Genomic DNA, 25,893 nt, shown 5'->3' with positions numbered 1-25,893 from the left:
CGCCAGCTGGCGGAAAAGCAATCTCTTTGTACACAGCAAATTAATTCCAAATAATAGAGTACCCTATAGGGTACTCTATAGAGGACTCTAAAAATATTTCTAAAATAAAAACGTCGCAGTCCTCTTTCAAGAGACTGCGACGGGATGAAAAGTAAAAGGTACCTGACCCCTTTTATCTCTATCCGTAACCTTATCTATTCTCAACAAAATCAAAATGAGCATACCGTAGCATGCTCATTAATTTTACAACTTTTTGATAATATCCCTGTTTTCACTATCAGGCATTTCAGCCGCTGATTTTTTTTCAACTTTTTCAACATGTTTATTGTCTGATCCTTTCCACTTTGCATATTGAGGAATAACTATTGATGTCAATATCGAAACAATCGCAATTACAATCATTAATTATATCAAAGTAAAACCATTTTTATTCATCATAACAATCTCCTTAAAAAGTTTTTATACTAAAAATGGTAACAATAAGGCGATAATAAAAAGAGCGAAGATCATGAACTTAAGAAATTTTGGCATAAGGACCTCCTCTTGTTAATTTCATTTTTCAATAATTTGAGTAGCCACTTTGTTCTGCATAAGACAAGAATCAATATAATATATCTTTCGATTACCTTCCGAATCTTCCACATATGCCTTACTCTTAGCCCAAATATTTCGGTCTAAGTTAGTAACTTTCGTTATTGGAGGATTAGTTTTTTGTGAAGAGTTAGTATGTTGTACTGCCTTTAAAGCAGACTCTTCACCAACCCAAAAATTCCCCATCACAAAGCCACCAATTAACCCAAAAACAACAAAGAAACCTGCAAAATATCCAATAAACTTAATTAATTCAATAAGAGTGAACCCCTTTTCATTCCCAAGATATTTCATTTTTTACCTCCCATTCGAAGTGATTATAAATTTTAAAACAGCGAATATTAATTAATGTCACATTATACTAGTACAATGAAAAATGCAAGCCAATAAAACAATACCACTTCCCGTCATTCCGGGCTTGTTTCGCCCCGTCACAGTCTCTCGTCAAAAAGAAAAGGGGTCAAAAAGAAAAGGGGTCAGAAAAGAAAAGGGGTCAGGTACCTTTTTTCAATCATTGAAGTCAGATCTATCTTTCATCCTTTATTCTAAATAATCAAAAGAAAACGCAGCACTATTGTGCTGCGTTGTTTTCAAATATGCAATTGAATTACATTCTGAATATTTCATTCAACTCTTTGTCGAGATATATTCGATAATCCTTCCCTTCTGAAATAAAAATCAAATAATAAAAAGCTTCTGCTTTTGATCCTGAAGATATTAACTGTGTTCCACCCTTTGCTTCAAAGGCATAACAACGGAAAACATCATATACTGGTAAATGCCCTGTTTCAGGGCTAGCTGTTTGAACATCCAGTATAATTATTTTATCCATGTCCCAGTATTTTGAAAAGTACTCGTCCATAACCCTTGCTCCATTATTGGCGTAATAAACCAAATTAGAATTATCATTCAATTTCGAAGCAAAAGAAAAAGAGACACAAAAAAGAAAAACAATAATCACTAAATAACTTATTTTCATATCATCCTCCTTCCTAAAACCCTAGAAGTAAAAACTAGCCCACAAAATACTTGAAGTATGATACCTAGAAACTTCTTGCTCTGTTCTTTTATAATCTTCCAATCTATTTTCCCAAGAAAAATTAATTTTGCCGACAATCTTTTTGAAGTTAATACGCAAACCAAGTTTGCCACGAGAATGCACTATTGGAACCAATTCGTATTCAAACAATAGAGTTTCTTTTTTTTGGACTTCCTCCATCTTCTTTTTTTCATCTCCACCATTAAAAATATTAACATTTATTTTTTTATGGTTTATTTCTCCATCTTTTTTCAAAGAAATAATACCAGAAGGCATAAAAGTTCCTAGATTTTCACCAGCCCAATGAGCCAACCTATCTATTGGAGGATTGTGTTTACGTATCATGTCAAAAAATGCTTTAAACACCAAAGAGTACTTCGGATTTTCTGGTTCAACCCTGCTTAAATTTTCATGAAATTTTTCCTGCCAATAAATGTTGTTTGCGCCTATCTCAAAGTCTCGATTTTCTTCAGCTTTAATTTTACAAGGAACAATAGTTAACAAAAGTAGCAAAAATATCATCTTCATAGCAAGCCTCCTCTATTATAATTATGCAACTTTTCTCAATCAAAATATTAAAAAAACGACATCAATAGTAATTAATGTCGTATTATTTCCTTCGCCAGTCTTTAATCTCAAGTGATCCTCTCCCCTTATCTTCAATGGTCAACTTCTGCTTAGCCTTCCAACCGTATTTATCGATAAGATGTTTAGGAATAGTTATAGTATAACTATACTCACTTTTTTTATTCAATTTTATTATATCTTTATTCATATTAATATATTAGCACAAAAATAGAGTACCCGATAGGGTACTCTATTAAAATTGGTTACTATAACAAAAAATACCGATAGATATTTTTTTATTTTACTCCAGAGTTTTGACAATGCTAGTCCATGTTGTCAGGTGAAACCCATTTCTGTATAGCCCTGTGTGATTTATCTAGTCTATCGAGGAAATTTTTATCATCTATGCTTATAGATATCTCTTCTGAAAAATTTTCCAAAAATATTTTATGATCATTCATATTCTCATCTATTTTTTCTAAAGATTCGAAATATCCCTTTATTTTATATAGTTTAGTTAAAAATTCCTTACTCAAATCTAAACTTATAATAAAAATTTCATATCCCATTTCCTTAATTTTTTCTTTGTATTCTTTCCAAATTCTATCAATACTAACATCGAGGATAAATGACTTTCTTGCTTCCAAAATATATTTAATTCTCTCATCCCTTCTTCTTAAAAATTCATCTTCATTGTACTCACCTAAATCCTCTAAAACCTCTGTTCTCACAGAATCATTATTATAAACTGGCAAACCAAGTTTAGTACTCAAGTAGTTGCTGATTGGAGTTTTGGAACTGCCTACAGGTCCTGCGAATGTAATAATATATTTCTTTTTTACCATAAATTTGCATTATGTTTTACATTACCTATTATACCAAATTTACTCAATCGCTTCGAGGGGTACTTGGGGTACTTTATTACAACATATATTTAACTATCTTTATTTCTGCACCGAAGCAGAAGCCCAAAAAGCCGGCTTCCGAAAAGCCACAAACTGCCCAGCATCAGATTAATAAAAAACATCCCTTCCTTTTGTCATCCTCAACTCGATTGAGAATCCAGAAACCCCACAGATATTTTCCCTCTCCTCTTGTCATTGCGATCCGCCAGCTGGCGAATAACAAATCACTTTACACAAATGAACATCAAGAAAGTATTACAATTCCGAAAAACAATTGCTTTTCTACTTATTCTGTTATCAATAATGGTAAAATGGGGTCAAGTCTTGTATTTTGACTTTTTGTATAATTAAGCAAAATATTTAACGATAATTATTTTAAATAAATTTCTAATTAATACCTATGTATTAACCACTAAAACTCCACAGATCAACAAAACAGCCAGACCAGCTGGCTCCATACTGTGTGTGGAGCTTTTTTGCAGGTCGTTAATATTTGTTCAGTAAATAGAGTACCCTATAGGGTACTCTATAGAGGACTCTAAAAATATTTCCAAAAAATAAAAAAGTCGCAGCTTTTTTGAGAGACTGAGACGAGGCGAGAAGTCAAAATACAAGACTTGACCCCAAACACTCATGGGAAACACTACTTAGGTGGTGCTCCCCTAAATTTAGCTGCTCATCTTGCTAAACAAAATATAACTGTTTTTTTGATCTCAAATGTAGGTAAGGACCAATATGGACATGATGCATTAGAAAAAATAAAAAAACTTCAAATAAAAACTGATTTTATTCAAATTGACAACTCTCATCAAACGGGTTTAGTTAATGTCGAGGTTGATAATAATGGCCTCCCTAGTTATGATATTGTTGCGAATACGGCCTATGACAATATAGTGCTGGATAAAAACTTCTTAAAAAATATTTCCCAAATACAATTTGACTGCTTTTGTTTTGGCACCCTCTCCCAACGTCAACCTAGGTCTCGTAATACTCTTTTTTCTTTACTAGAAACAATAAATACCAAACATGTTTTTTGTGACCTGAATTTACGACAAAATTATTTTTCAAAAAAAATCATTACTGATTCATTAAAACGCTCCTCCCTCCTTAAACTAAATAATAATGAAGCAGAATATTTAAATACCATCCTCTACCGAGAAAAATATAGTTCTAAAGCTCTGGCTAAAAAATTAATAAATGATTTTTTGCTTGAAGTTGTCATTATTACTCGCGGTGAAAATGGTTGTCTAGCATATAATAATAACTCAGAGATTGAACTTCCTGGAATTAAAACAAAAGTTATAGATACTATAGGAGCTGGCGACGCTTTTAGCGCAGGCTTTTTATCAGACTATCTACTCAACAATGATATTAAAAAAGCCTGCACCATAGCCAACGAGTTAGGCGCAAAAATATCCTCACAAACTGGAGCAATATAAAACTGCCTGGAGTCAGGTACCAGTTAAATGGAAATAATTTAACGGTATAAATCTTGAATTGTGAATTATTATTGTGGACGAACAAGCCTGCCTGCCGGCAGGCAGGATTCGAAGCGATAAGAGCACTTTTTAGAAAATATCTAATTTAGACCACTTTCCGTCAACATACCGTCAACGCTTTTTGTTTTGACAAAGCAGTACAGAGAAATATATATTTAAAAACTCCGAAATATTATCGGGGTTTTTAAATGACAATCTTGATATGAATTATGATTTAATATTTTCAATTATTTTTATTTCCACATCAAGGGGGAGTTCTGTTACTTTGCTAAATTTTTTGTCTTTACCTCCCTTAAGCTCAACCTCAAAGACATATCTTCCTTTTGATGAAATAGTCAGACCATTAAATTTCATTTGTACTCTCATTCTTTTTATCCCTTTTGCCATCTCAAAATTCTGCTTAAAAGTTGATATCACTTTCTTTCTGGGGTCAATGAGATTAATATTTATTTCACCCCTTTCAGCTATTTTTTCATTATCACGAACAATGTAGCTCACCAAATCATAGGATAATCCTTGTAGTGTAATCTTGTCTGTTTTTTTGTCTTTTTCTACACCAACTTGAATTTCTTCAAGGGTGTCAATCAAGCTTAGAGCATTTGTCCCCTGGTCTATCATAGACTTTTGACATAAAATTGACCAAACATGTTTCATATTTTTAATTTATTTATAATAATTATTATTTATTGTAGTTTGTTTTAAGAAGTTTCCCGGAATAATTCTCTTGCATACTATTAACCCCCTCAAGATAGAACTCTTTAGTCTCACTTGTTTTTTTAGAAATATCAATAAAATAACACTTTGCGAAAAAGATTGTTTCGCCCGTGATTAAATCAACATTGTCTACAACTAACGGTTTGTTTAATGCCTTAAAAACTTTATACAACAAATTTACTCCCATATTGTATTCCCCACTTTCAATATCAGACACTATTCTTTGTGTTGTTTGTGCAAGTTCTTTTAACTCCCTCTGGCTCATATCATTTTTCTTTCTTGTTTCAAATATTGTATTAGACAGCCGAAGTCTGAACATGCCCAAATCAAAAGACTCTTTTATTTCTTTTGAATTCCCAATACTAACCATGTTGTTATATTTTTTTGAATAATTTTTCATATAATAAATATTAATTATTAACCGATTATATTACTATAAGACTTAGGGATTATTAAAGCTTTGTTTCTATTTTCCTTATAATCATCGTAATATTTTTGTGCTTCTTCTTTATCTCTATCAACTCGTCTTGAATCTTTATCTCCATCGTCATAATTCCATGGTTTACTGTACCCAGTTAAAATAATTATTCTTTTGTTAACAGAGTCTAAAAAGTATGGGAACCTCAACAATTCTTCACCGTTCCTGGCGTGAATTTCAATAAAATCAAAGCCAGTTTGTTTTTTTAATATATTATGTTCTGGAATACCCTTTTTATCTTTAGCAAATTTCCATCTTGGTAAAATGCGACCAATGAGTTCTTTTTTTACTATTCGGTCAGTAAAACAAAAATTTTTTCCATATCTTTTTAATATAAAATAAAAAGTTGGTATTTCCCCAGTTTTCATATTCTTACAGTACAGATATATCTTCATATTTTTTGTTTGTAATTTTAATATGATTATACCTCATAGGGTATAATCCTGTCAAGGGGCTAGCGGAGTCAGGTACCAGTTAAATGAAAATAATTTAACGATATAAATCTTGAATTGTGAATTATTATTGTGGACGAACAAGCCTGCCTGCCGGCAGGCAGGATTCGAAACGATAAGAGCACTTTTTAGAAAATATCTAATTTAGACCACTTTCCGTCAACATACCGTCAACGCTTTTTGTTTTGACAAAGCAATGTGGAGAAATAAAACACCCCATAAGTAATGTGGGGTGTTTTTATGTTTAAGGCATCAAATTAAAAACGTCGGAGCCTCCTTTTAATGGACTACGACGTGATTGGAACAAAGAATATCATCTAGTTTGTTTTCATGCTATATACCAATAATTTCTTTAAACTGATTTACAGTGTTTTCAATTTTATATTTAACCATACTGTTTTTCGCATTTCTTGATAATATTTCCCTAAATTCATAATCTGCCATTTTAGGTAATCCATCATTAAACATATTCGCATCTCTAATAAAAATAGCATTAGAGCCATCCATGTAGTCACGATTGCCATTTGAGTCGAGTGCAATAGCCGGCATGCCAACAGCAAGGGCCTCGGCAAGAACGAGACAAAAAGACTCATTTGTAGAAGTATTAATATATACGTCATTTTTTAGAAATAGCTCTACCATTTCTTTTGGTTCCTGAGACGATGTTTCAGTAATTTCAAAAGGAAAACCAATTAAATCTTTTTTAATTGGTCGTCCACTTACAAGGGTCAACTTGAATGGGAATGAATTGAACTGACTAAGTTTTTCGAGAAGGACGTCAAGACCCTTTTCTGGCATATTAAAATCAGCAGAAGAGGATATTATATTTATGGTACTTCTTTTCTCCACCTTTTTTTTCGCCCTAAAATATTCCTCATCAATAAACAAATTCAAGACATCGCCCTTAACTCCATATCTACTTTGAAACAAATGAGCCAAAGAGTTAGAAACAAAAATTTTCTGGGATTTATACAGAGGTAGTAATGAGAAAAATTCAGCTTTCCATATTTTAGAATTATCCTCTGGAGTAAATTCGGGGTCGCTCTGTACAAAATGAAAAACCTTATCTGAAATAACGCCCGCTTTTATAGCAGCGTGGGCAATGTGCCAACTATCCAAAACAACCCTATCGTATTTATCAATATTATTCTTAAGGTATCTTGATGCCTCTTTGGTGTATATCAAAATCTGTTCGTCATATTTTTCTGATGATGGAATAGTGACTATATCTGGATTCACCCCATTCCATAGTCGCTCACAGTCAGGAAAATCAATCTCACCTTCAGGTTTAAAAGTTGTGAGGGTTGTATCATAACCTTGTTTTCTTAATTCACACACAAGATTAACTAAAACAACATGCCCACCGCGCTTACTTCGGTTTCTTGTTATAAATAATATTTTAGTTTTGTTTTTATCCATATTTTTACTAATTTCTGCTTACTTTAATTGTGTTATTTTCCCCTGGTTTTTAATTTTCTTTATTCTACGTTTATATATGACTGCTTTTGTAAAGAACTACTATTGCGTTATTCTGATTTAGCCCCAGGCGATCTATACAACATCGCACTGGTAATATAAAAAATTGAATAAACCATTTGCATTATTTCATAAATAACTCTTTAAATTTCTTTCTTAAAAATACAATAAGTAGGAACAAAAGATGCGATAAAAAATAGTAATATGAGAGTGCTAATAAAAACCCAATAATTCCAATTATATTTATCCCAAGAAATCTTCCAATCATGATTGGCTCCAAAAGCAATGGAAAACCACCGTAGGCGATCTTAGCAATCATTGAAACAATAAAATTAACCGGGAATAAAACATATTGGAAATATTCAGTAATCGGCATGTAGCCATGCTCGACAAAAAACTTTGCATTAAAAATGTTTATAGCTCCAAAAAACAAGAATAAAAATGCGGCTATTAAGCTTTTTTTGGTTTTCTTTTTCATAAGAAGTCTTGGCATGAAGAAATAGAGGTGTTGCTGATATGTACCCAGGAACATCTGCTTGGTTAGCAAGTCGAATCCGATAAGAGATGCTCGCACTCCCGCTATTGAGCGTAATGTTGGTAAAAACCCCGTACAACACATTTTCAACGGTAAAAACATGCCACAGGTCGTCCCCTTGGGAGTCCTTCCATGCCACTTCAACCGCACCGCTGGGTAGAGCATACCAAAAAGGATTAGTCCCTGTCAACGATAGTTTCCATGTTCCTATCGTATTAGGGGCAAACCTTACTTGAGAAATAGTTGAAGTATAAACAAATGCAGTAACATCAACGTTCGTGGTTTCATTTTCTATTAAGTTTTGATAATACCAGATCGTTTCGTAGTCAGCAAACATGTCTCCCTGATAGACTGCATTCGCATTAATTGAAATAAAACAAAGAAGGTACTTGGGGTCAAGTCTTGTTTTTTGCATTAATATGTTTTTTACTATCTACCTCTATAAATTCTCAAAATTACTATTCGAAATACCCAATCCCAAATTTCTCATAGCCTGAAAAGCTTCTGCTGGACGGCCCAGAAAATAACGCTTACCTTCAAACTTCTGGAACTTCTGGAACTTCTGGGGTCAGGTCTTGTTTCTTGCATTCACAATAGTTCCTATACAGGAGTCTACATTCTCCACCAATCTTTTACTTCAAGACCACCTCTCCCTTTATCTCCAATGGTTTACTTCTGTTTTACTTTCTCTTCCAAAGACGGACAGGAATCCATACTTTTCAATAATTTCCTTTGGAATAGTTACAGTATAACTATATTTACTTTTTTTATTTAGTTTTCAATTTATTTATTAATACAACTGTTATACAAAATAATAGAGTACCCCATAGGGTACTCTATAGATGCCTCTAAAAACAAAAGAAACTGAATTTATTCAGTTTCTTTTGTTTTGTGGACGCACAAGCCTGCCCGCAACGACTCGCAAGCTCATCTTGCATGTCGGGCGGGGATTCGAAGGGGCGAGCCCCAACAACTCAATCGTAAATGTTTACAATATTTCCTACTATTTTTGCCTAGAAGCGACATCTCCAAATTTCCGATTACTTATCACACATCAAGATTCTTCATATCTTATCCTTCCACAATATAAAACAACTCCCACTTGGGAGTTGTTTTATATTGTGGACGCACAAGGATTCGAACCTTGGACCCCTTCGGTGTAAACGAAGTGCTCTAACCAGCTGAGCTATGCGTCCCTACTTCGCTAAAGCTTCGTAGGGCAGGCCCTACTATTCTCCAAAAACCATCATGTCTCATAATCGCTTGTCAATTGTGGCCTTGGCGCAAGGTGGGTGCGGATGAGAGGACTTGCACTTTACCACATCTTCGATGTGGAAAAGTATTTCGCGCTCGCACGCGCTCAAAACAATTTTCTCTTTTGTGCCGCAGAAGGGACTTGAACCCTTACGATCATACGAACACCAGCCCCTCAAGCTGGCCTGTCTACCAATTCCAGCACTGCGGCGTATGTTTTTCGTAAAAGACGCCCCTTACTAGGACACGCTATCCAGACTAATCTAGTTTTGTTTCTTTGAATCTTTTCTTGTATCCTCTTCTTAAGAAAAATAGCTTTGCTCTTCTTACTCTAGCCTGTTTCTTAATTTCAATTTTATCAATTGTAGGCAAGTTTAATGGGAAAATCTTTTCAACGCCAACTCCATTAGAAATCTTTCTAACAGTAATTGTTGCGCCAACTTCTGATCCATGTTTTTTTGCAATAATTATTCCCTCAAAATATTGAACTCTCTCTTTCTCTTCTCCTTTGATGTTCAATTCTTTAATTTTTTGATAAACACGAATAGTCATCCCCGGTTTTAAATCGGTGGCAAAATTCATTTTTTCAGCTTCTTGAAAAGTTTCTTTTTCACCAGCTTCTTCACTGGCTTTTTCTTCAACAACCTCTGCAGTTGCGTCTGTTGTTTCCTCAGTTGTATCTTCAGTTTTTACTTCACTCATATTTTTAAATATAAAAATAGAACCATTGGCTCTACTCACTTTTTCTTTAAGTCTTTAGAAATATTATAATAATATAGGACTTTTGTCAATACAAACAAAAAGAGGCTATAAATAACCTCTTTTTGTTTAATCTTGGTATTAAATCTAGTCTTCTTGAATAATCATAGGAACACCGCAACAGACCAACTCGCCTGCTCCCACTTCCATTACTTTTACTACATTCCCACAAATCTCGCATTTATATACTTCGTTTTCTTTTGTCATAGTTTTATTTTTACAAATTAATTACTTTTTCCAAAGACCATGCAAATTGCAATGCTCTCTAGCTTCAAGAATATTCTCTTTTTTAATTTTAAACCTTGCCTCAGGTTTGTCTCCAGGCTTTAAAAACTTCTTACAATTACCATTTTCAAACAAAACTTCAATCCATTCTATATAATGCTCTTCAACCATAGGGTGTTCGACATCACCAACCTTTACTATAACGCCATCTTCTGTTTCTTCAATAACTGGAACATGTTTTTCAAGGGCAGCATCAACGGTGTTTCCATCCAGTATTTTCATTTCCTCACCACAGCAAGCGAGATCCTCTGCTCCTCCGTGATTAATTTCAACAATGTTCCCACATATTTCACATTTATATATTTCGTTTATTTTTGTCATAGAAAACTTTAGTATCTAGTATTCAGGATAAATTATATACCAACTACTTTTTACTATTTTAATTAATTAGTAATTTTCACATTTTCTCTCAAAGTGAGCTTGAGGGTGGTTACAGGCTGGGCAAAATTCTGGTGCTTTTTTTGAAACATGAATATAACCACAATTGTTACATTTCCACATTATTTCTTCTTCTGTTTCAAAAACAACCCCATCTTCAATATTTTTCAAAAGTTTTCTGTATCTTGTTTCATGCGCTTTCTCTACATCAGCAACTTTTGTAAATAATTCCGCTAACTCATCGTGTCCTTCCTCCTTGGCCTCTTTCGCCATTCTAGGATACATCTCGACATTTTCTTCATGCTCTCCTTCAGCTGCATCTTTTAAATTTTGTTCGGTTTCTCCAATTAGACCTAAATATTTTGCCCAAAGTTTAGCATGCTCTTTTTCATTTAGCGCTGTTTCTTGAAAAAAATTTGAGATTTGAACATAACCTGCTTTTTTGGCGACACTAGCATAGTAATCATATTTATTTCTAGCCATTGATTCACCAGCAAAAGCTTCTTCAAGATTTTTTTTAGTTTTTTCTCCTAGATTATTCATAGTTTTTTATTTTAATAATTAATTATTTTTTTTATATCCTCAACTAATTTTGTAATTAGCTCTAAATCGTTCTCGCGTGCAAGTCCTTTAATCAAAATTGGTTCAAAATATTCAACAGATAAACCTTCCAAAGAATTTTCAATACTTTCGATAGCTCTCCCTCCCCATCCGTATGAACCTATAATACCAACATGTCCCATCTTTGATTTCAACATTCTAATAATACTAGCAGTCATTGTCACGACAGGATGTGCTTCATTCAAAAGTGTCGGTACGCCTAGAATCAAAAATTTTGAATCAACCAAATGTTCTGCCACTACTCCCAAATCTTCTTTTTCTAAATTTACAACAGCTACTTCAATATTATTGTCCTTTAATTTAGATTCTAAATCCCTAACTAAAACTTCCGTGCTTCCATGCATAGAAACGTAAGGAATTAAAACTTTGTTTTTGGGTTCATCGTATAGCCAACTTTTATATGCATCTAGTATTAATCTAGGCTTGTTGTGAATCAATCCATGACTTGGCGCGATTATTTCAAGCTCCAATTCTTCTACCTTTTCTAAATTTCTTTTTAATATTTCTCTGAAAGGCATCATTATTTCAGCAAAATATACTTTAGCATTTTTCAGAGCTTCTTTTTCGTCTCCTACAAACAATTCATCGCTAGCAAAATGTGCTCCAAAAAAATCACATGAGAATAAAATCTTATCTTCCATCAAATATGTTGAAAAAGTTTCAGGCCAATGAGCCCAAGGCGTAAATATAAATTTTAATGTTTTATCTCCCAGAGAAACTTCTTCATTTTCAGTAACTAATTCAAACTTAGTTTCATCTATATGATGCAAGTCCATTAACATGCTTTTGCAATATGCTGTTGTCAAAACACGAGCTTCAGGATATTTATCTAGGACTACCTTTATTGAACCTGAATGATCTTGTTCGGCATGATTGGAAACTATATAATCAATTTTTTTAACTCCTTTCAAATTTTTTAATAATTCTTCTGATTTTGCAAAATCAACGGTATCAATCAAGACAGTCTTCTCACACCCTTCAATCAAATATGAATTATAACTAGTTCCGTAAGGAAGAGGAAGAAGAGCATCAAAAATTTTTCTATCAAAATCATTTACCCCAACATAGCTAACTCCATTTTTTAAATATTCCATTCTATTTATTCAATTCTTTATCAATCGCGGCTTTCATTTGTTCAAAAGGAACAGCTCCTTTTAACTCAACATCATTCACAAAATTACCTGGAGTACCTCTAACTCCTTTAGCCTGTCCTTCTGCCAAATCACTTGCTACTTTTTCTTTATATTTTCCTGAACTTATACAGGTGGTAAAATCATCCATATCTAGGCTTAGTTGTGTAGCTAACTGAGGAACAATCTCGCTATTTATGCTTTTTTGGTTTGCATACAAAAGATCTGTATATTCCCAAAACTTATCTTGATCCCCAGCACACTCAGCACCTTCTGCTACTATTCTTGCATACGGATGCATTGAATCAAGTGGAAAATGTTTATACTCCCATTTTACTTTCCCAGGGTAAGCCTCCATAACCTGCTTCATTGTTTCATGATGCCTTGAGCAATATGGACATTGATAATCTGAAAATTCAACTATTGTCACTGGAGCATCCTTATCTCCTCTAGTCCAAACACCATTTACTTTCTCTCCTGCTATATTTAATTCTTTGGCACTATTTAGACTAGTTTTAGTATTTGTATCTTTCGCGACTGCAACGTTTTCATTTTGCTTAACTGCAATTTCTTTATTTTCTACTTTTTTATCAACAGCCACAGAAAGACCGTTACTTTTTACATATAGCCCTCCAATTACAATAACCCCCACTAGAGAGATTAGAGCTACACCAACAGACAGCCCCATTGTAAAAGCAACTTTTTCATTTTTTTGCATATATTTATTTGTTATAAGTTAATTATTTTTAAAACTTCATCTCTTTTTTCTTCCATTATTTCTTTTGTTCTGGCTTCTAAATTTAATCTTAAAAGAGGCTCAGTATTTGATTGTCGCACGTTAAACCAAAAGTTTGGATATTCTATTGTGATACCGTCCAATTCATTTTGCTTAGCATCTTTATATGTTTTTTTTATTTCTTCAATCTTTGCTTCTTTATCTTCAACAACAGAATTTATTTCACCTGAATGAAAGTACTTTTGATATTTTTCTACATATTCAGAAAACGGAATATCTATCTCAGAAATTTTTTCTAACATTTTTAAGGTCACAATTACAGGTACCTCGTAGCATCCATCTTCCATATTTAAGAAAAAATGTCCTGATGATTCTCCCGCAAAGTAAGCTCCTTCTTTTAATGCTTGTTCTTTTATCAAGGAATGGCCAACTCTTGTCACAATAGGTGTTCCACCATTTTCAATAATAGTATCCTCTGTTATTTTCCCAGGCCTAATATCATAGGCAATTTTAGATCCTGGCTTTTCTTTCAAAAAGATCTCCGAAAGAATCGCTCTTGTTATACCTGGCTCAACAGGAACCCCTTTATTGTCTACAAAAAATATTCTATCACCATCACCATCAGTAGTAATGCCTAAGTCAGCATTCTCTTCTAGAACTTTTTTCGACAGCTGTTCAAGATTTTCTGATTTTAGCGGATCTGCTTCATGAGCTGGGAAAGTTCCGTCCAATTCCCAATTGATTTTAATAAATTCTCCTGGAATATATTTGAATAGTTCATCAAAGAATAAAATCCCCATAGCATTAGCAGGATCGATAACAATCTTTAGTGGTTTTATTGAATCTAGTTTTCCAAAAGTGAGATCATGCTTAATTTGTTCTGACAAATAATTGTCATATTTTTTTAGCTCTCCCTTTTTCTCTGCTTTCTCTAATTTATTTTCCAAAACCATATCACGTAAGATTGTCATTCCTGTATCTCCACTAAAAGGAATGGCTCTTTCACGAACTATTTTAAAGCCATTATATTCACCTGGATTATGAGAGGCTGAAACTAAGATTCCCCCATCAAAACCATTGTGTGCAACTGAGTGATAAAAAGTTGGTGTTGAAAGTAAACCGCCATCAGTAACATCACAACCAGCATCAAGAAATCCTTCAATTAATCTTTTCTTTAGGGCTGGAGAGGACAATCTCATGTCAGCTCCTACTAATACCTTAATGTTTGTTTTTTTGCCTGTTTCTTCTTGGCGCATTTTTCCAAAAGCTAGTCCTATCTTATAGGCCACATCATCATCGAAGTCTACATCGTAAACTCCCCTGATATCATAGGCTTTAAATATTCCTGGATTTATATTCATTGTAATAAAAATTATTTACTTAAGCTGGTTCTAAAATATTGTAGCACGGCTCCCAAAACCAACACTATACTTAAAAAGGAAATAAATGATCCAATAAACGGAGTTGCTATTAGAAAATATAGAGCGATAGCACCGACAACGGCGTTTATGTTTAGAGAATATTTCTTTTTACTTCTTAGTAATTCTAGAATTTTCTCGCCTAGAACAATTGAAACAATTGATTTACTTATTAACGCTATGCCCAAGAAGATAAATAATGAAATTATAGCTAACGGAATTCCTATCATTGTTAGTAAAAGCAAAATAATACTTATCGGAATAAGCAGAAAAGCAAGAATCCCTAACCACAAAGATTTTACAGTTTGTTTTTTAATAATTCCTGAGACTGAATTCACAAAGTTTTTAAACAAAGCGATCAAAACAAGGGCAATCAAAATATTTGAAAAAATCAAAACAAAAGACCAAAAAATATCTCCAGAGTAATTTTCTTTTTTGTCACTTGTTATGGTTTTTCTTTCTTCACCATTTACAATAACGCCATCTTCTAAAATAGGTTCTTGCCTAGATTTAAAATTAAAATCTCCATCAACAGTAGCACCACTCAAAAGTTTAAACTCTGCGAATTCTCCGTCTGAAAAAAAACCATTTCCTTGTCTCATTGAAATATTACCACCAACAAAAGATGAAATACTCGCTTTTTTAACATACCCATATAAATCGCTCTCTACCTCACCGGCCAACTTAGCTTCATTCGCTAAAACAAAAAACTCTCCACCAAGTTTAGCTGTATCTTGAACTTCAAGATAATCAGCGACAACAGTGGTATTCCCTTCGACAACTCCGTCAATCTTTGCACTTCCAAAAACTAGACGAATATCACCAGTTGAGGTTCCAGACATGTTAAAATTTTCACCAGCACAAATTATATCACCATTCACTGTTCCACTAATTTCTACTTTTGGAGAAACACAAAGAACATCTCCATTAACAATTCCATCTATATCAAGAATATTTGCATTAACAAAAAGACTTCCTTCTACTATCTCATCAGAATGAATGTTTACAAAATCACCACTTCTTTTTTCATAAGCAAAAACTGTGCTTGGTAATAAAAATATAAATAAAATTGCCAAAATTACTTTCTTCATAGTATATCCATTATATTAGACTTGAGTCCTAATAACAAGACCAAAAATTGCTCAAACCCTAGCAAAACTGATTGACTTTATATTTTTTTTATGGTCTATTGATATAAGTTAAAAGATAAAAGATAAAAGTTAAAAGATGAATAATAAGTTAGACAAAACTGATTACATAATAAAAGAACTTTTGAGCAAAAATATTGTTTCAAAGGATGTTTTAATGAATGAAAAAAGAAAGATTGCCAAAGAGTTAAAAATTGAAATACCAACGAATTCTGACCTTCTGAAAAGCTACGCTAAATTAAGAAAGAGGAAAATTATTAAAGAAAATTTAAGTTTTGAAAAAATTTTAAGAAAAAGAGCCATAAGAACGATGTCGGGTATTGCCCCTGTTGCTGTCTTAACCAAACCCTGGCCATGCCCTGGGAAATGCGCCTATTGCCCTACTGAAAAAGATGTTCCTCAAAGCTACCTCTCCAATGAACCAGCTGTAATGAGAGCTATACGCTGTAACTATAATCCGTATATTCAAACTCAATTTAGATTAAAGGCCCTAGAGGCAAATGGACACGTCCCCACAAAAATTGAGATGATTGTTATAGGTGGAACTTGGAGTTATTTTTCAGCTAAATATAAATATTGGTACATCAAAGAAATCTTTAGAGCTGCTAATGATTATTATCGTCAAGCTCCAAAGAAAAAAATATTAACCGAGAACTCTTCACTTATTAAACTAAAAGAAGCTCTTCACTCTGAGCAAAAAAGAAACGAGAAAACTAAATATCAAATTATTGGTCTAACGCTAGAAACAAGACAGGATTACATAAATGAAGCTGAAGTTTTAGAAATGCGTGACTTAGGTTGCACTAGGGTAGAATTGGGAGTACAAACAACTGATGATGAGATTTTAAAACTAAACAAAAGAGGGCACAGCAATTCTGAAACTATCCGAGCTACAAAAATGCTTCGTGATCATGGTTTTAAAATAACTTACCACTTAATGCCTGGCCTTCCTGGTGCTACTCCAAAAAAAGACTTCGAAATGTTTCAAGAACTTTTTACTAATTCTGATTATCAGCCAGACCAAATAAAATTCTATCCAACTGTTGTTACTAAAGGAAGTCTTCTTTATCGCTGGTGGAAAGATGGAAAATATAAACCATATACAGATGAACAGTTACAAGGTTTGATTATTAAATGCAAGGAATTTATTCCTAGCTATGTCAGAATAATAAGACTAATTCGAGATATCCCTGGAGAGTCAATTGTCGCTGGGAATTTAATCACAAACCTAAGACAAATAATGAAAGACCAAGGAGCTAAATGTTCTTGCATTCGTTGTCGAGAAATAAAAGACAAGCAATACAAATTAAGTGATGCTAAATTGAACATTCAGAGATACGACGCTTCCGGAGGAAAAGAGTTTTTCATTTCTTATACATCCGAAAGTGGGAAAGATCTTTTTGCTTTTTTAAGACTTCGTTTAAACAACGAAGAAAACAGCACTAGCAAATTCATGAAAGATTTTGCTATAATAAGAGAGCTTCATGTCTATGGTGAATTAGTTGCAGTTGGAAACAAAAAAAATGTCCAACATTCCGGTCTCGGACAAAGATTAATGAAGGAAGCAGAAAAGATAGCAAAAGAAAACGGCTACAAAAAAATGGCCATTATCTCTGGTATTGGAGTAAGAGCTTATTATAAAAAGTTTGGATATAAACTTTCAAAAACTTATATGATTAAAAATCTTTAATATGACCACTGTTTCAAGTCTCAAGGAAGAATTAAAAAAACTTTCAAACCCAAAAACAAAAAAAGTAGTTGAAAACTTTTTTAAGACAGCTGTTGGCGAATATGGAGAGGGTGATATTTTTTTGGGGATTAAAACACCTGATTTAAGAAAAACTGCAAAAAAGTACGCAGATTTAAGTTTTCCTGAGCTCCAAGAACTCTTTGATAGTGAAATTCACGATCACCGAGCAATTGTCCTTGTAATTCTTTGTGATAAGCTCAAAAAATCTTCAGACATAGAAAAAAAAGAAATTTACAATTTTTATCTAGATAATACAAGGAATATTAACAACTGGGATTTGGTAGACATATCCGCTCCCAATATTGTCGGTACTTATTTAGGAGGCAAGGATAGAAAAACTTTATATAAACTAGCTAGATCAAAAGATCTCTGGGAAAGAAGGATAGCCATTGTTTCAACTTTTAGCTTTATACGAAACAATGATTTCTTTGACACTCTCACTATTTCTGAGCTCTTATTGAATGATGACAAGGATTTAATTCACAAAGCCTGTGGTTGGATGCTTCGCGAGGTTGGAAAAAGAGATGAAAAAACTTTAAAATTATTTCTAGACAAATTCAAAAATCAAATGCCAAGAGTAATGCTCCGATATGCAATTGAGAAATTTCCTGATAAAATAAGAAAAGAATATTTAAAAAAATAACTAATAATTTTATGCATGATGAAAATGAAGAGTTAAAGCCATTTGAAAATATTTCTGAGGTGGTTGAAGCCTTAAAAGAGGCAAACAAACATATTGAAAACATAGAGATTGAAAGAAAACTCATAACAATAAAAAATCACGAGGTATTAAAAGACAATTTATTGTCCTGCAGCGAAGAAGAGAGAGATATACTAATAGAAGCATTTTTTAGCTCTACTAGAGATGATGAGCACTGGGAAGATATCATACAAAGAGGTTTTCTTGGATATTTTTGTGAAGCCAATGATGAGCCAAACGCTAAAAAAGCAATTGAATCATGCTCTGACCCAAGAAGCCAAGATGGTAGAATCCAAAAATATAAAAAGTATTTTGGAGAATATAAAGGCAAAATAGCAGAAACTATTGACCAAAAAATAACAGAGGAAGAGAGAGAAACTCTAGAGCAAAACTTTAAAATCAACAAAACTTATAAATTTAAAGAGGCCCTTGACCTTGGCTTATTAAAGGTGGCTGAAGCCTGGATTGCAAATATTGAAATAACAAGAAAATATAGTAATTTAGAGGGAGAAAAACTTGATAATTTTATTAATGACAGAAAAAGGGAATTAAGAAAAGAGAGGGAAAAGAGAGAAGAAACTAAATAGTTTCAATATTTAAACAAAAAAGAATTTTTAATAAAGTTCTTTTTTGTTTTTGACAATCACCAAAATTTCCCCTAATATTAAATTACCCTTCAACTAGGTTGCCATTTTGGCCTTATTATTAACCCGCCTGCAACGATGTAGTACTTCGGGCAGGGAGCAAATTATATGGATTATAAAAACTTGAATATTGTTGACCCGGAAATATTGTCTATTATAAAAAAGGAAGAAAAAAGACAAGAAAACGAGTTAGAAATGATTGCTTCGGAAAATTATGTATCTTCGGCTGTTCTTGAAGCAATGGCTAGTGTTCTTAATAATAAATACTCAGAAGGATATCCCGGGAAAAGATATTATGGGGGAAATCAAGTTATTGACGAAGTTGAAATATTGGCACAAGAGAGAGCTAAAAAACTCTTTGGAGCTGAGCATGTTAATGTCCAACCCCTATCAGGTTCCCCTGCCAATGCTGCCGTCTATATGGCATTCTTAAAACCAGGTGATAAAGTAATGGGCCTTAAACTTGATCACGGCGGACATCTTTCTCATGGCCATAAAGTTAACTTTTCTGGAATGCTTTATAATTTTGTTCAATATGAAGTTGATTCTGAAACAGGAATAATAGATATGGAAAAAGTAGCTGAATTAGCCCGAGCCGAAAAACCAAAAATGATAGTAGCTGGGTATTCAGCTTATTCAAGAGAAATTGACTGGGAAGGTTTTCAAAAAATAGCAGACGAAGTTGGTGCTTTCACATTTGCCGATATAGCACACACCGCTGGACTAATCGCCGGAGGAGTTATGAAAAATCCAGTTCCAATATTTGACGTAGTTTCAACCACTACTCACAAGACGCTTAGGGGGCCAAGAGGTGCTATGATAATGTGTAAGGAAGAATTTGCCAAACAAGTAGATAGAGCAGTTTTCCCAGGCATGCAGGGTGGCCCACACGACCATATAACTGCAGCTAAAGCAGTTTCATTTCTAGAAGCCTTGCAACCAGAATTTAAGGAATATGCTAAACAAACAATTATCAATACAAAAAAATTATCTGATGAAATGAAAAAGCTTGGATATAAAATAATATCCGGTGGGACAGATAATCATTTAATCGTAGTCGATATGAATTCAAAAGGTGTATCTGGAAAAGAAGCGGAAGTTATTTTAGAAAATGTTGGAATATCTGTTTCTCGTTCGACTATTCCCAATGACCCAAATCCGCCAATGAATCCGTCAGGAGTTCGTATTGGAACCGCTGCCCTAACAACTCGTGGGATGAAAGAAGACGAAATGACACAAATTGCAAAATGGATTAATGCTTCAATTGAAGATAGAGAAAACCTAGAATATTTAGAAACAATAAAAAATGATGTAGAGAAATTGAGCAAAAAATTTCCTCTACCTACTTCAAAATAATGTCACAACTAATCGATGGCAAGAAAATTGCCGATAAAATAAAAGATAGAATTACTCAAGAAGTTTTTAAAATTGGTAAAAGACCAAATTTAGCGATAATCTTAATAAAAGGTCGCTCGGATTCAGAGCTCTATGTAAATCTAAAAGAACGTGAGGCTAAAAAGGTTGGTATTGATACTCATCTTTATAAAATGCCGAGCGGAACAAAGGAAGAAGAACTGATAGATACAATTAATTTTTTGAACAATGACAAAATGATCGACGGAATTCTTGTTCAGCTTCCCCTTCCGAAACACATAGACACTGATAAAATAATAAATACAATTTTACCGGAAAAAGATGTCGATGGTTTTCATTCTGAGAACTTAGCTTTACTAAAAAAAGGTGAAGCAACCCATATGCCGCCAGTTTATGGGGCAGTCCTTGAAATGCTAGGTGATATAAACTGTGACCTAGAAAACAAAAAAGTTTGCATTCTTTCCAATTCAAAAATATTTGGTGATAATTTGGCTAATCTTCTAAATACTGAAGGTGCTCAATGTGAAAGTATTAAAGTCGATAATAAAAAACTAGTTGAAACATCATCTAGTTCTGATATTTTAATTTCAGCAATAGGGAAACCTCATTTTATTAAAAAAAACTTGATAAAAAAAGACGCAATTATTATTGATATAGGTATTACTAAAGAAGGGAAAGCAGTAAAAGGTGATGTCGACTTCGAAGATGTTGAAGACCACTGCGCCTACATTACTCCAGTCCCAGGAGGGGTCGGTCCATTAACAATAGCAATGACCTTTCAAAATACTCTAAATAGCTTTAAACGAAAAATATAGAACTTAAGAAATAAAAAACCCACCTTTTTAATTTTAAATTAGGTGGGTCGTATTTATTTTTATAGTTTTTTATAGGTCATTCTCCTTAAACCTTCAAACCAGTCTGTAAACTTAACTTTTTTCATTTCTTCAATAATCTTTTTTTCGCCACGTCACAGTCTCTTGTCAGAGAACTGTGACGTTTTTATTTATAGATTAGATACAATTTGTTTTCATTTTATTTCTGAGAAGTATATTTACCCTACACCTTCCCATTCGCCGAAAACATTATAGCTAAACCTCGCGTCTTCGGAAGTTTAGCAAGTATTATATTTACTATTACCATTATTGGGATAGAGAGAAACATTCCAACTACTCCCCAAATCGCTCCCCAAAGACCCAAGGAAAGAATAATAACAAGAGGACTTAGATTGAGACTCTTGCCCATAAGTTTTGGCTCGATAATATTTCCCACCGCCACTTGCACTAAAATCAACAAAATCAACAACACAACAAAGGGCGTAAATGTCGGGAATTGGACCAAAGAAAGAATCAAGGGAAAGGTAACGGCAATGATAGAACCAATGGTCGGAATATAATTTAGAACAAAAATCAACATTGCCCAAAAAAGAGGAAAATCAATACCGACTACCATAAGAATAATGTAACTCAAAATAGCAGTTAAAAGACTCATCCCTGTTTTAATGGAAACATATGTCTTGATATCTGCATCAATTTTTTTTATCACTTCACAAAACTTAAAATACTTTTCAGAATTATTTAAAAATTTTTCAATCTTTTTGTTGAATATTTTATACTCCAAAAATATCAATACTAAATAAATCAGAGCCATGCCAGCATAACCCGCTAAATTAGTGAATAGGTCAGTCATAAAACCAAGAAGGCTTGAGAAGCTAAGTGTTTCGATAATGTTTGAGATACTCGGTATTTCACTCACTCCAAACCAAGCGAGAGATGAGGACAAGAGAAGATAAACTTTTTCTTGATATTCAGGAGCCTTCACAATCATTTTCCCGATATTAAACTGCAAGATTGAAACGATAACCCAGAGCACTAAACCTAAAACAAAGAAAGAAAGAATTAAAGCTAAAAAGTGAGGAACATTTTTAGTCCCTATTTTTATTTTTTCAAAATAGCTTGAAAAAGCTAAAATCACATACCACATCACAATAGCTATTACCAAGGGAAGAAGGAGTGATTTTCCAATTATTAAAATGTAGAAAATTATTATCATCGATAATAAAATATTTGCGAATTTTGATATAGTCATAATTTTAGCTCTATTTATATTTATAAGTAAATACTATCACAAAACTGTGGTATTTCAAGTAAAATTACTATATAGGGAGCAAAATGAACTTATGTTTACTAATAACTATATTTGATATATTATTGGAAGAGCAAGCAAATAAAAACTATATATATGTCGGATACTGACAATAAATTAAAAAGTGCTATAGAGCTTCTAAAAATTCATTTTGGCCATAAAGATCTTAGAACTGGCCAAGAAGATGTTATTAGGAATGTTCTAGATGCAAAAAACACAGTAGTAATAATGCCAACCGGGGGTGGTAAGTCTTTGTGTTATCAACTTCCGTCACTAGTCTTGGACGGTATTACTTTAGTTATCTCTCCATTAATCTCCCTAATGAAAGATCAGGTTGACAGTTTGATAGCCAATGGCATTCCCTCTACTTTTATAAATAGTTCTATTAGCCAAACAGAGACTGATAAAAGGATTGAAGATATAAAAAACTCAGCATACAAAATTGTCTACATTGCTCCTGAACGATTTAATAATAGAGAATTCACGGAAATGATAATGGACATTAAGGTCGCCCTTTTTGCTGTTGATGAAGCTCACTGTATTTCACAGTGGGGCCATGATTTTCGACCAAGCTACAAAAGATTGGGGTCCGTTATTGAAAAACTTGGAAATCCTCCCGTGATAGCACTAACCGCAACAGCCACTCCAGAAGTAAAGGACGATATTTCCAAACAACTTAGCCTGACTGACCCGAAAATAATAATCACCGGTTTTGCCAGACCAAATCTTCAGTTTGGTGTTTTTAATACTGCCAAAAACATGAAGACAAAGCTTATTATGGATGCCGTCGAAGGAATATCAGATGAATCTGGAATAATTTATGTTGGCACAAGACAAAAATCAGACGAAATAGTGCAAGCACTCCTGGAAAGAGGAGTTGAGGCAGCTTCCTATCATGCTGGCATGGATCAAGAGAGCAGAAAGTGGGTACAAGAAGAGTTTATGAATGGTAAATTTAAAGTAATAGTCGCAACCAATGCTTTTGGAATGGGAATAGACAAGGAAAATATTCGTTTTGTAATCCATCACGATTTACCAGGAACAGTCGAGGCTTATTATCAGGAAGCTGGGCGTGCTGGCAGGGATGGAAAAGATTCTTATTGCCTTTTACTTTATTCTGCATCTGATAGATATTTACGTGAATTTTTTATCAAGGGTGACAACCCGTCCCCTTGTGTAGTCGAGGAAGTTTATGAAGTTCTTAAAAACTATGAAACAGATACTGTTCTTATCACATATTCAGAAATAAAAAAAATGCTGTCAGAAGATGTTCCAGAAATGGCAATAGGAACAAGCATTAAAATACTAGAGAATGAAGGATATATTAGACGTTCAAACGAAAAAACTAGTAGTGCCTTTTTAAGATTACTCGAATCATTTGATAGAATTTTTGACAAAGTCGGAACAAGAGCAAAAGTCCAACTCAGGATTCTAAACAAACTAAAAGATAGATTTGAGAAAGAATTGATTAGTGGTTGGGATCTAAATCTAGAAGAGATTGCTGGTATAATTGATGAAAAAAAAGATTCATTGCAAAGAGCTGTTAAAAAATTATCTGAACTTGATTTAATAGAATACAATCCACCTTTTAGGGGGACAGAAATTAAAATCCTAAAAAGAGTGGAACACGATGAACTTGATATTGATTTTAGCTATCTAAAGGAGAAATCCAAAAAAGCTTATGACAAACTAGATAAAATGGAAGAATATGTTTATGAAGATGTTTGCAGACAAAGATATATTCTAGAATATTTTGGCGATACAAATGATTACTCCTGTGGTAAATGTGATATTTGTCTAAGTAGCTCTAAGATAATAAAAAAAGAATATAAGGTGACATACAAAAAAGACTGGTCAAATAGTTACCCTAAAAATACTTCGACAAGCTCAGCACGGGAAAAAGTTAGGGAGATAGAATTTAAAACTCCTGTTGCTGGTGCTGACCTGAGCACAAAGCTCACTCAATTTGAAACTCTTGATTTATATAAAGCAAATATGGACATAGACGAAATGGCGATGACCAGGAATTTAAAACCGGACACCATTGTTGCCCATCTTTGTTTTTTGCAAGAGAATGGAGTCGAAATAAATATAGATAAATTTATTGATCACAAAAAACAAAAAGAGATAAAAGAAGTCTACAAAAAACTAGGCAAAAATAAACTAAGTCCAATAAAAGAAAAATTAGGAGATGGATTTAGCTGGACTGAAATTAAGTTAACTCTTGCAGGTTTAAAATAAATGAAAAGAGAAACAGAAAAAGAACTACTAAAAATAGTGAAAAATAATTACGAAGATGTAGCAGAGCACTTTTCTGAAACCAGGAAAAAGTATATTTGGCCTGAATTAAAAAACCTAGCGAACACAGTTAAGGAAGATTCGACTATGCTTGACTTGGGTTGCGGAAATGGAAGACTAATAGAGGCCTTTGATAAAAAAGTAAATTATTATGGAATTGATCAAAGTGAAAAATTAATAAAATTAGCCAAAGAAAGACACCCTGGCAATTCATTTAGCGTAGGAGATGCTCTAAACCTAAATACATTTGACTTCAAAAAGAATAATATCCCATCAAAATATGATTATATTTTTGCTATTGCCATCCTTCAACATATTCCCACTGAAGAAAAAAGAATTAATTTAATTAGAGGTTTGAAAAATACCTTAAACCCGGGCGGGAGAATAATATTTTCGAACTGGAATATGTGGGAAATCCCTAAATACAGAAAATTAATCTACAAAACTTTTTTATTAAAATACTTAGGGAAAAATAACCTTGATTTTGGTGATATAATTTTCGACTGGAAAGATAGTTCTGGTAAAACAACGGGGCATAGATATTACCATGCTTTCACAAAAAGAGAGCTTAAATCAATATTTACTAAAGCTGGTTTTAAAATCGAAAAATTATATAAAGATAAATTCAATTTTTATATTATTGCTGACCTTTAACGAAAGTATTGATTTATTTTAATTCACATGTTAACATATTTTTAGCTCCAGGTAGGGGTTTTTGTTTTAAAATGCACCTGTAGCTCAGCTGGATAGAGCATTTGGCTTCGGACCAAAGGGTCGCGGGTTCGAATCCTGCCGGGTGCACAGTTGTTTTTTTTAAACAGCTCTGCTGTTTGAGAAAACAAGTGAGTATGCGGTAGATGAAAAGCCGTGTGTGTGATAAATATAAGAAAATCAGAAAGCATTGCTTCCAGGCAATAACCCTTGGAAATATTCTATACATTTACGATTGGTTTGTTGGGGTTCACCCCTTCGAATCCTGCCGGGTGCACAATGACAATAT

General features: G+C 33.3%; 29 protein-coding genes and 3 tRNA genes. 9 read left to right on the top strand and 23 right to left on the bottom strand.

What is annotated here, in order from left to right; translation table 11 throughout:
- Positions 1-243: 243 nt before the first annotated feature.
- From PF572_04460 to PF572_04435, 6 genes are all read right to left on the bottom strand, one after another.
- Positions 244-402, bottom strand: a complete 159-nt coding sequence (locus tag PF572_04460) for a hypothetical protein (GenBank protein MDA3840315.1) — start codon at positions 400-402, stop codon at positions 244-246.
- 150 nt (positions 403-552) lie between these two features.
- Positions 553-885, bottom strand: a complete 333-nt coding sequence (locus PF572_04455; protein ID MDA3840314.1) for a hypothetical protein — start codon at positions 883-885, stop codon at positions 553-555.
- A gap of 313 nt (positions 886-1,198) precedes the next feature.
- The gene (locus tag PF572_04450; protein MDA3840313.1) at positions 1,199-1,570 is read right to left on the bottom strand and encodes a hypothetical protein; all 372 of its coding nucleotides are present in this window, start codon (positions 1,568-1,570) and stop codon (positions 1,199-1,201) included.
- Between the two features lie 21 nt (positions 1,571-1,591).
- Positions 1,592-2,158: a hypothetical protein gene (locus PF572_04445; GenBank protein MDA3840312.1), complete on the bottom strand. Its 567-nt coding sequence runs from the start codon at positions 2,156-2,158 to the stop codon at positions 1,592-1,594.
- 82 nt (positions 2,159-2,240) lie between these two features.
- Positions 2,241-2,405, bottom strand: coding sequence for a hypothetical protein (locus PF572_04440; GenBank protein ID MDA3840311.1), 165 nt, complete (start codon positions 2,403-2,405; stop codon positions 2,241-2,243).
- A gap of 115 nt (positions 2,406-2,520) precedes the next feature.
- Positions 2,521-3,042, bottom strand: coding sequence for a hypothetical protein (locus tag PF572_04435; GenBank protein MDA3840310.1), 522 nt, complete (start codon positions 3,040-3,042; stop codon positions 2,521-2,523).
- A 677-nt stretch (positions 3,043-3,719) separates the two neighbouring features.
- Between PF572_04435 and PF572_04430 the strand changes: the two genes are divergently transcribed.
- Positions 3,720-4,541 carry a carbohydrate kinase gene (locus tag PF572_04430; GenBank protein MDA3840309.1) on the top strand — a complete coding sequence of 274 codons (822 nt, stop codon included), beginning with the start codon at positions 3,720-3,722 and terminating at the stop codon, positions 4,539-4,541.
- A 267-nt stretch (positions 4,542-4,808) separates the two neighbouring features.
- On the opposite strand, the gene PF572_04425 is transcribed toward PF572_04430, so the two are convergent.
- The 16 genes from PF572_04425 to PF572_04350 form a co-directional block, all read right to left on the bottom strand.
- Complete coding sequence (locus PF572_04425; protein MDA3840308.1) at positions 4,809-5,255, bottom strand: hypothetical protein; 447 nt, start codon at positions 5,253-5,255, stop codon at positions 4,809-4,811.
- Between the two features lie 25 nt (positions 5,256-5,280).
- Entirely contained in the window at positions 5,281-5,715 is a 435-nt protein-coding gene (locus tag PF572_04420) for a helix-turn-helix domain-containing protein (GenBank protein MDA3840307.1), read from the bottom strand.
- A 17-nt stretch (positions 5,716-5,732) separates the two neighbouring features.
- A complete protein-coding gene (locus PF572_04415; protein ID MDA3840306.1) occupies positions 5,733-6,161 on the bottom strand; it encodes a hypothetical protein in 429 nt (142 codons plus the stop codon).
- 417 nt (positions 6,162-6,578) lie between these two features.
- Positions 6,579-7,664, bottom strand: a complete 1,086-nt coding sequence (locus PF572_04410; protein ID MDA3840305.1) for a glycosyltransferase family 4 protein — start codon at positions 7,662-7,664, stop codon at positions 6,579-6,581.
- A gap of 181 nt (positions 7,665-7,845) precedes the next feature.
- Entirely contained in the window at positions 7,846-8,097 is a 252-nt protein-coding gene (locus PF572_04405; protein ID MDA3840304.1) for a hypothetical protein, read from the bottom strand.
- 28 nt (positions 8,098-8,125) lie between these two features.
- The gene (locus PF572_04400; GenBank protein ID MDA3840303.1) at positions 8,126-8,671 is read right to left on the bottom strand and encodes a hypothetical protein; all 546 of its coding nucleotides are present in this window, start codon (positions 8,669-8,671) and stop codon (positions 8,126-8,128) included.
- A 707-nt stretch (positions 8,672-9,378) separates the two neighbouring features.
- A tRNA-Val gene (locus PF572_04395) sits at positions 9,379-9,452 on the bottom strand.
- A gap of 185 nt (positions 9,453-9,637) precedes the next feature.
- A tRNA-Leu gene (locus tag PF572_04390) sits at positions 9,638-9,721 on the bottom strand.
- 47 nt (positions 9,722-9,768) lie between these two features.
- On the bottom strand, positions 9,769-10,092 hold the full coding sequence (gene rplS, locus PF572_04385; protein ID MDA3840302.1) for a 50S ribosomal protein L19: 324 nt from the start codon (positions 10,090-10,092) through the stop codon (positions 9,769-9,771).
- A 264-nt stretch (positions 10,093-10,356) separates the two neighbouring features.
- Positions 10,357-10,476, bottom strand: coding sequence for a desulfoferrodoxin FeS4 iron-binding domain-containing protein (locus PF572_04380; GenBank protein ID MDA3840301.1), 120 nt, complete (start codon positions 10,474-10,476; stop codon positions 10,357-10,359).
- A gap of 21 nt (positions 10,477-10,497) precedes the next feature.
- Positions 10,498-10,875, bottom strand: coding sequence for a desulfoferrodoxin (locus tag PF572_04375; GenBank protein ID MDA3840300.1), 378 nt, complete (start codon positions 10,873-10,875; stop codon positions 10,498-10,500).
- Positions 10,876-10,941: 66 nt separating this feature from the next.
- Positions 10,942-11,475 carry a rubrerythrin family protein gene (locus PF572_04370; protein ID MDA3840299.1) on the bottom strand — a complete coding sequence of 178 codons (534 nt, stop codon included), beginning with the start codon at positions 11,473-11,475 and terminating at the stop codon, positions 10,942-10,944.
- A gap of 11 nt (positions 11,476-11,486) precedes the next feature.
- On the bottom strand, positions 11,487-12,647 hold the full coding sequence (locus PF572_04365; GenBank protein ID MDA3840298.1) for an FprA family A-type flavoprotein: 1,161 nt from the start codon (positions 12,645-12,647) through the stop codon (positions 11,487-11,489).
- Position 12,648: 1 nt separating this feature from the next.
- On the bottom strand, positions 12,649-13,401 hold the full coding sequence (locus tag PF572_04360; GenBank protein MDA3840297.1) for a thioredoxin domain-containing protein: 753 nt from the start codon (positions 13,399-13,401) through the stop codon (positions 12,649-12,651).
- An 11-nt stretch (positions 13,402-13,412) separates the two neighbouring features.
- A complete protein-coding gene (locus PF572_04355; GenBank protein MDA3840296.1) occupies positions 13,413-14,780 on the bottom strand; it encodes a phosphomannomutase/phosphoglucomutase in 1,368 nt (455 codons plus the stop codon).
- An 11-nt stretch (positions 14,781-14,791) separates the two neighbouring features.
- Positions 14,792-15,928: a hypothetical protein gene (locus tag PF572_04350; GenBank protein MDA3840295.1), complete on the bottom strand. Its 1,137-nt coding sequence runs from the start codon at positions 15,926-15,928 to the stop codon at positions 14,792-14,794.
- A 136-nt stretch (positions 15,929-16,064) separates the two neighbouring features.
- Here PF572_04350 and PF572_04345 point away from each other — a divergent pair, with 136 nt between their 5' ends.
- From PF572_04345 to PF572_04325, 5 genes are all read left to right on the top strand, one after another.
- The gene (locus tag PF572_04345) at positions 16,065-17,675 is read left to right on the top strand and encodes a tRNA uridine(34) 5-carboxymethylaminomethyl modification radical SAM/GNAT enzyme Elp3 (GenBank protein ID MDA3840294.1); all 1,611 of its coding nucleotides are present in this window, start codon (positions 16,065-16,067) and stop codon (positions 17,673-17,675) included.
- Between the two features lies 1 nt (position 17,676).
- Complete coding sequence (locus PF572_04340) at positions 17,677-18,378, top strand: DNA alkylation repair protein (GenBank protein MDA3840293.1); 702 nt, start codon at positions 17,677-17,679, stop codon at positions 18,376-18,378.
- An 11-nt stretch (positions 18,379-18,389) separates the two neighbouring features.
- Positions 18,390-19,022: a hypothetical protein gene (locus tag PF572_04335; GenBank protein MDA3840292.1), complete on the top strand. Its 633-nt coding sequence runs from the start codon at positions 18,390-18,392 to the stop codon at positions 19,020-19,022.
- 165 nt (positions 19,023-19,187) lie between these two features.
- On the top strand, positions 19,188-20,435 hold the full coding sequence (locus PF572_04330; GenBank protein MDA3840291.1) for a serine hydroxymethyltransferase: 1,248 nt from the start codon (positions 19,188-19,190) through the stop codon (positions 20,433-20,435).
- On the top strand, positions 20,435-21,268 hold the full coding sequence (locus PF572_04325) for a bifunctional 5,10-methylenetetrahydrofolate dehydrogenase/5,10-methenyltetrahydrofolate cyclohydrolase (protein MDA3840290.1): 834 nt from the start codon (positions 20,435-20,437) through the stop codon (positions 21,266-21,268). Before PF572_04330 ends, PF572_04325 begins: the two co-directional genes overlap by 1 nt.
- 241 nt (positions 21,269-21,509) lie before the next feature.
- Here PF572_04325 and PF572_04320 read toward each other — a convergent pair whose 3' ends face one another.
- On the bottom strand, positions 21,510-22,538 hold the full coding sequence (locus PF572_04320; GenBank protein MDA3840289.1) for an AI-2E family transporter: 1,029 nt from the start codon (positions 22,536-22,538) through the stop codon (positions 21,510-21,512).
- 153 nt (positions 22,539-22,691) lie between these two features.
- Here PF572_04320 and PF572_04315 point away from each other — a divergent pair, with 153 nt between their 5' ends.
- The 3 genes from PF572_04315 (at position 22,692) to PF572_04305 (ending at position 25,694) form a co-directional block, all read left to right on the top strand.
- Entirely contained in the window at positions 22,692-24,836 is a 2,145-nt protein-coding gene (locus tag PF572_04315; GenBank protein MDA3840288.1) for a RecQ family ATP-dependent DNA helicase, read from the top strand.
- Positions 24,837-25,547: a methyltransferase gene (locus tag PF572_04310; GenBank protein ID MDA3840287.1), complete on the top strand. Its 711-nt coding sequence runs from the start codon at positions 24,837-24,839 to the stop codon at positions 25,545-25,547.
- A 73-nt stretch (positions 25,548-25,620) separates the two neighbouring features.
- Positions 25,621-25,694: transfer RNA gene (locus tag PF572_04305), tRNA-Arg, on the top strand.
- Positions 25,695-25,893: the final 199 nt, after the last annotated feature.

It is taken from the genome of Patescibacteria group bacterium, from assembly GCA_027858235.1.
Lineage (GTDB): Bacteria > Patescibacteriota > Patescibacteriia > Patescibacteriales > BM507 > BM507.
Note: the sequence above shows the minus strand (reverse complement) of the source record. Positions and strands in the feature narration are given on the sequence as shown.

Coding starts and splice junctions, on each gene's coding strand:
- PF572_04460 (MDA3840315.1), bottom strand. CDS start 402: ATGATTGTAATTGCGATTGTTTCGATATTGACATCAATAGTTATTCCT.
- PF572_04455 (MDA3840314.1), bottom strand. CDS start 885: ATGAAATATCTTGGGAATGAAAAGGGGTTCACTCTTATTGAATTAATT.
- PF572_04450 (MDA3840313.1), bottom strand. CDS start 1,570: ATGAAAATAAGTTATTTAGTGATTATTGTTTTTCTTTTTTGTGTCTCT.
- PF572_04445 (MDA3840312.1), bottom strand. CDS start 2,158: ATGAAGATGATATTTTTGCTACTTTTGTTAACTATTGTTCCTTGTAAA.
- PF572_04440 (MDA3840311.1), bottom strand. CDS start 2,405: ATGAATAAAGATATAATAAAATTGAATAAAAAAAGTGAGTATAGTTAT.
- PF572_04435 (MDA3840310.1), bottom strand. CDS start 3,042: ATGGTAAAAAAGAAATATATTATTACATTCGCAGGACCTGTAGGCAGT.
- PF572_04425 (MDA3840308.1), bottom strand. CDS start 5,255: ATGAAACATGTTTGGTCAATTTTATGTCAAAAGTCTATGATAGACCAG.
- PF572_04420 (MDA3840307.1), bottom strand. CDS start 5,715: ATGAAAAATTATTCAAAAAAATATAACAACATGGTTAGTATTGGGAAT.
- PF572_04415 (MDA3840306.1), bottom strand. CDS start 6,161: ATGAAAACTGGGGAAATACCAACTTTTTATTTTATATTAAAAAGATAT.
- PF572_04410 (MDA3840305.1), bottom strand. CDS start 7,664: ATGGATAAAAACAAAACTAAAATATTATTTATAACAAGAAACCGAAGT.
- PF572_04405 (MDA3840304.1), bottom strand. CDS start 8,097: ATGCCGATTACTGAATATTTCCAATATGTTTTATTCCCGGTTAATTTT.
- PF572_04400 (MDA3840303.1), bottom strand. CDS start 8,671: ATGCAAAAAACAAGACTTGACCCCAAGTACCTTCTTTGTTTTATTTCA.
- rplS (MDA3840302.1), bottom strand. CDS start 10,092: ATGAATTTTGCCACCGATTTAAAACCGGGGATGACTATTCGTGTTTAT.
- PF572_04380 (MDA3840301.1), bottom strand. CDS start 10,476: ATGACAAAAGAAAACGAAGTATATAAATGCGAGATTTGTGGGAATGTA.
- PF572_04375 (MDA3840300.1), bottom strand. CDS start 10,875: ATGACAAAAATAAACGAAATATATAAATGTGAAATATGTGGGAACATT.
- PF572_04370 (MDA3840299.1), bottom strand. CDS start 11,475: ATGAATAATCTAGGAGAAAAAACTAAAAAAAATCTTGAAGAAGCTTTT.
- PF572_04365 (MDA3840298.1), bottom strand. CDS start 12,647: ATGGAATATTTAAAAAATGGAGTTAGCTATGTTGGGGTAAATGATTTT.
- PF572_04360 (MDA3840297.1), bottom strand. CDS start 13,401: ATGCAAAAAAATGAAAAAGTTGCTTTTACAATGGGGCTGTCTGTTGGT.
- PF572_04355 (MDA3840296.1), bottom strand. CDS start 14,780: ATGAATATAAATCCAGGAATATTTAAAGCCTATGATATCAGGGGAGTT.
- PF572_04350 (MDA3840295.1), bottom strand. CDS start 15,928: ATGAAGAAAGTAATTTTGGCAATTTTATTTATATTTTTATTACCAAGC.
- PF572_04345 (MDA3840294.1), top strand. CDS start 16,065: ATGAATAATAAGTTAGACAAAACTGATTACATAATAAAAGAACTTTTG.
- PF572_04340 (MDA3840293.1), top strand. CDS start 17,677: ATGACCACTGTTTCAAGTCTCAAGGAAGAATTAAAAAAACTTTCAAAC.
- PF572_04335 (MDA3840292.1), top strand. CDS start 18,390: ATGCATGATGAAAATGAAGAGTTAAAGCCATTTGAAAATATTTCTGAG.
- PF572_04330 (MDA3840291.1), top strand. CDS start 19,188: ATGGATTATAAAAACTTGAATATTGTTGACCCGGAAATATTGTCTATT.
- PF572_04325 (MDA3840290.1), top strand. CDS start 20,435: ATGTCACAACTAATCGATGGCAAGAAAATTGCCGATAAAATAAAAGAT.
- PF572_04320 (MDA3840289.1), bottom strand. CDS start 22,538: ATGACTATATCAAAATTCGCAAATATTTTATTATCGATGATAATAATT.
- PF572_04315 (MDA3840288.1), top strand. CDS start 22,692: ATGTCGGATACTGACAATAAATTAAAAAGTGCTATAGAGCTTCTAAAA.
- PF572_04310 (MDA3840287.1), top strand. CDS start 24,837: ATGAAAAGAGAAACAGAAAAAGAACTACTAAAAATAGTGAAAAATAAT.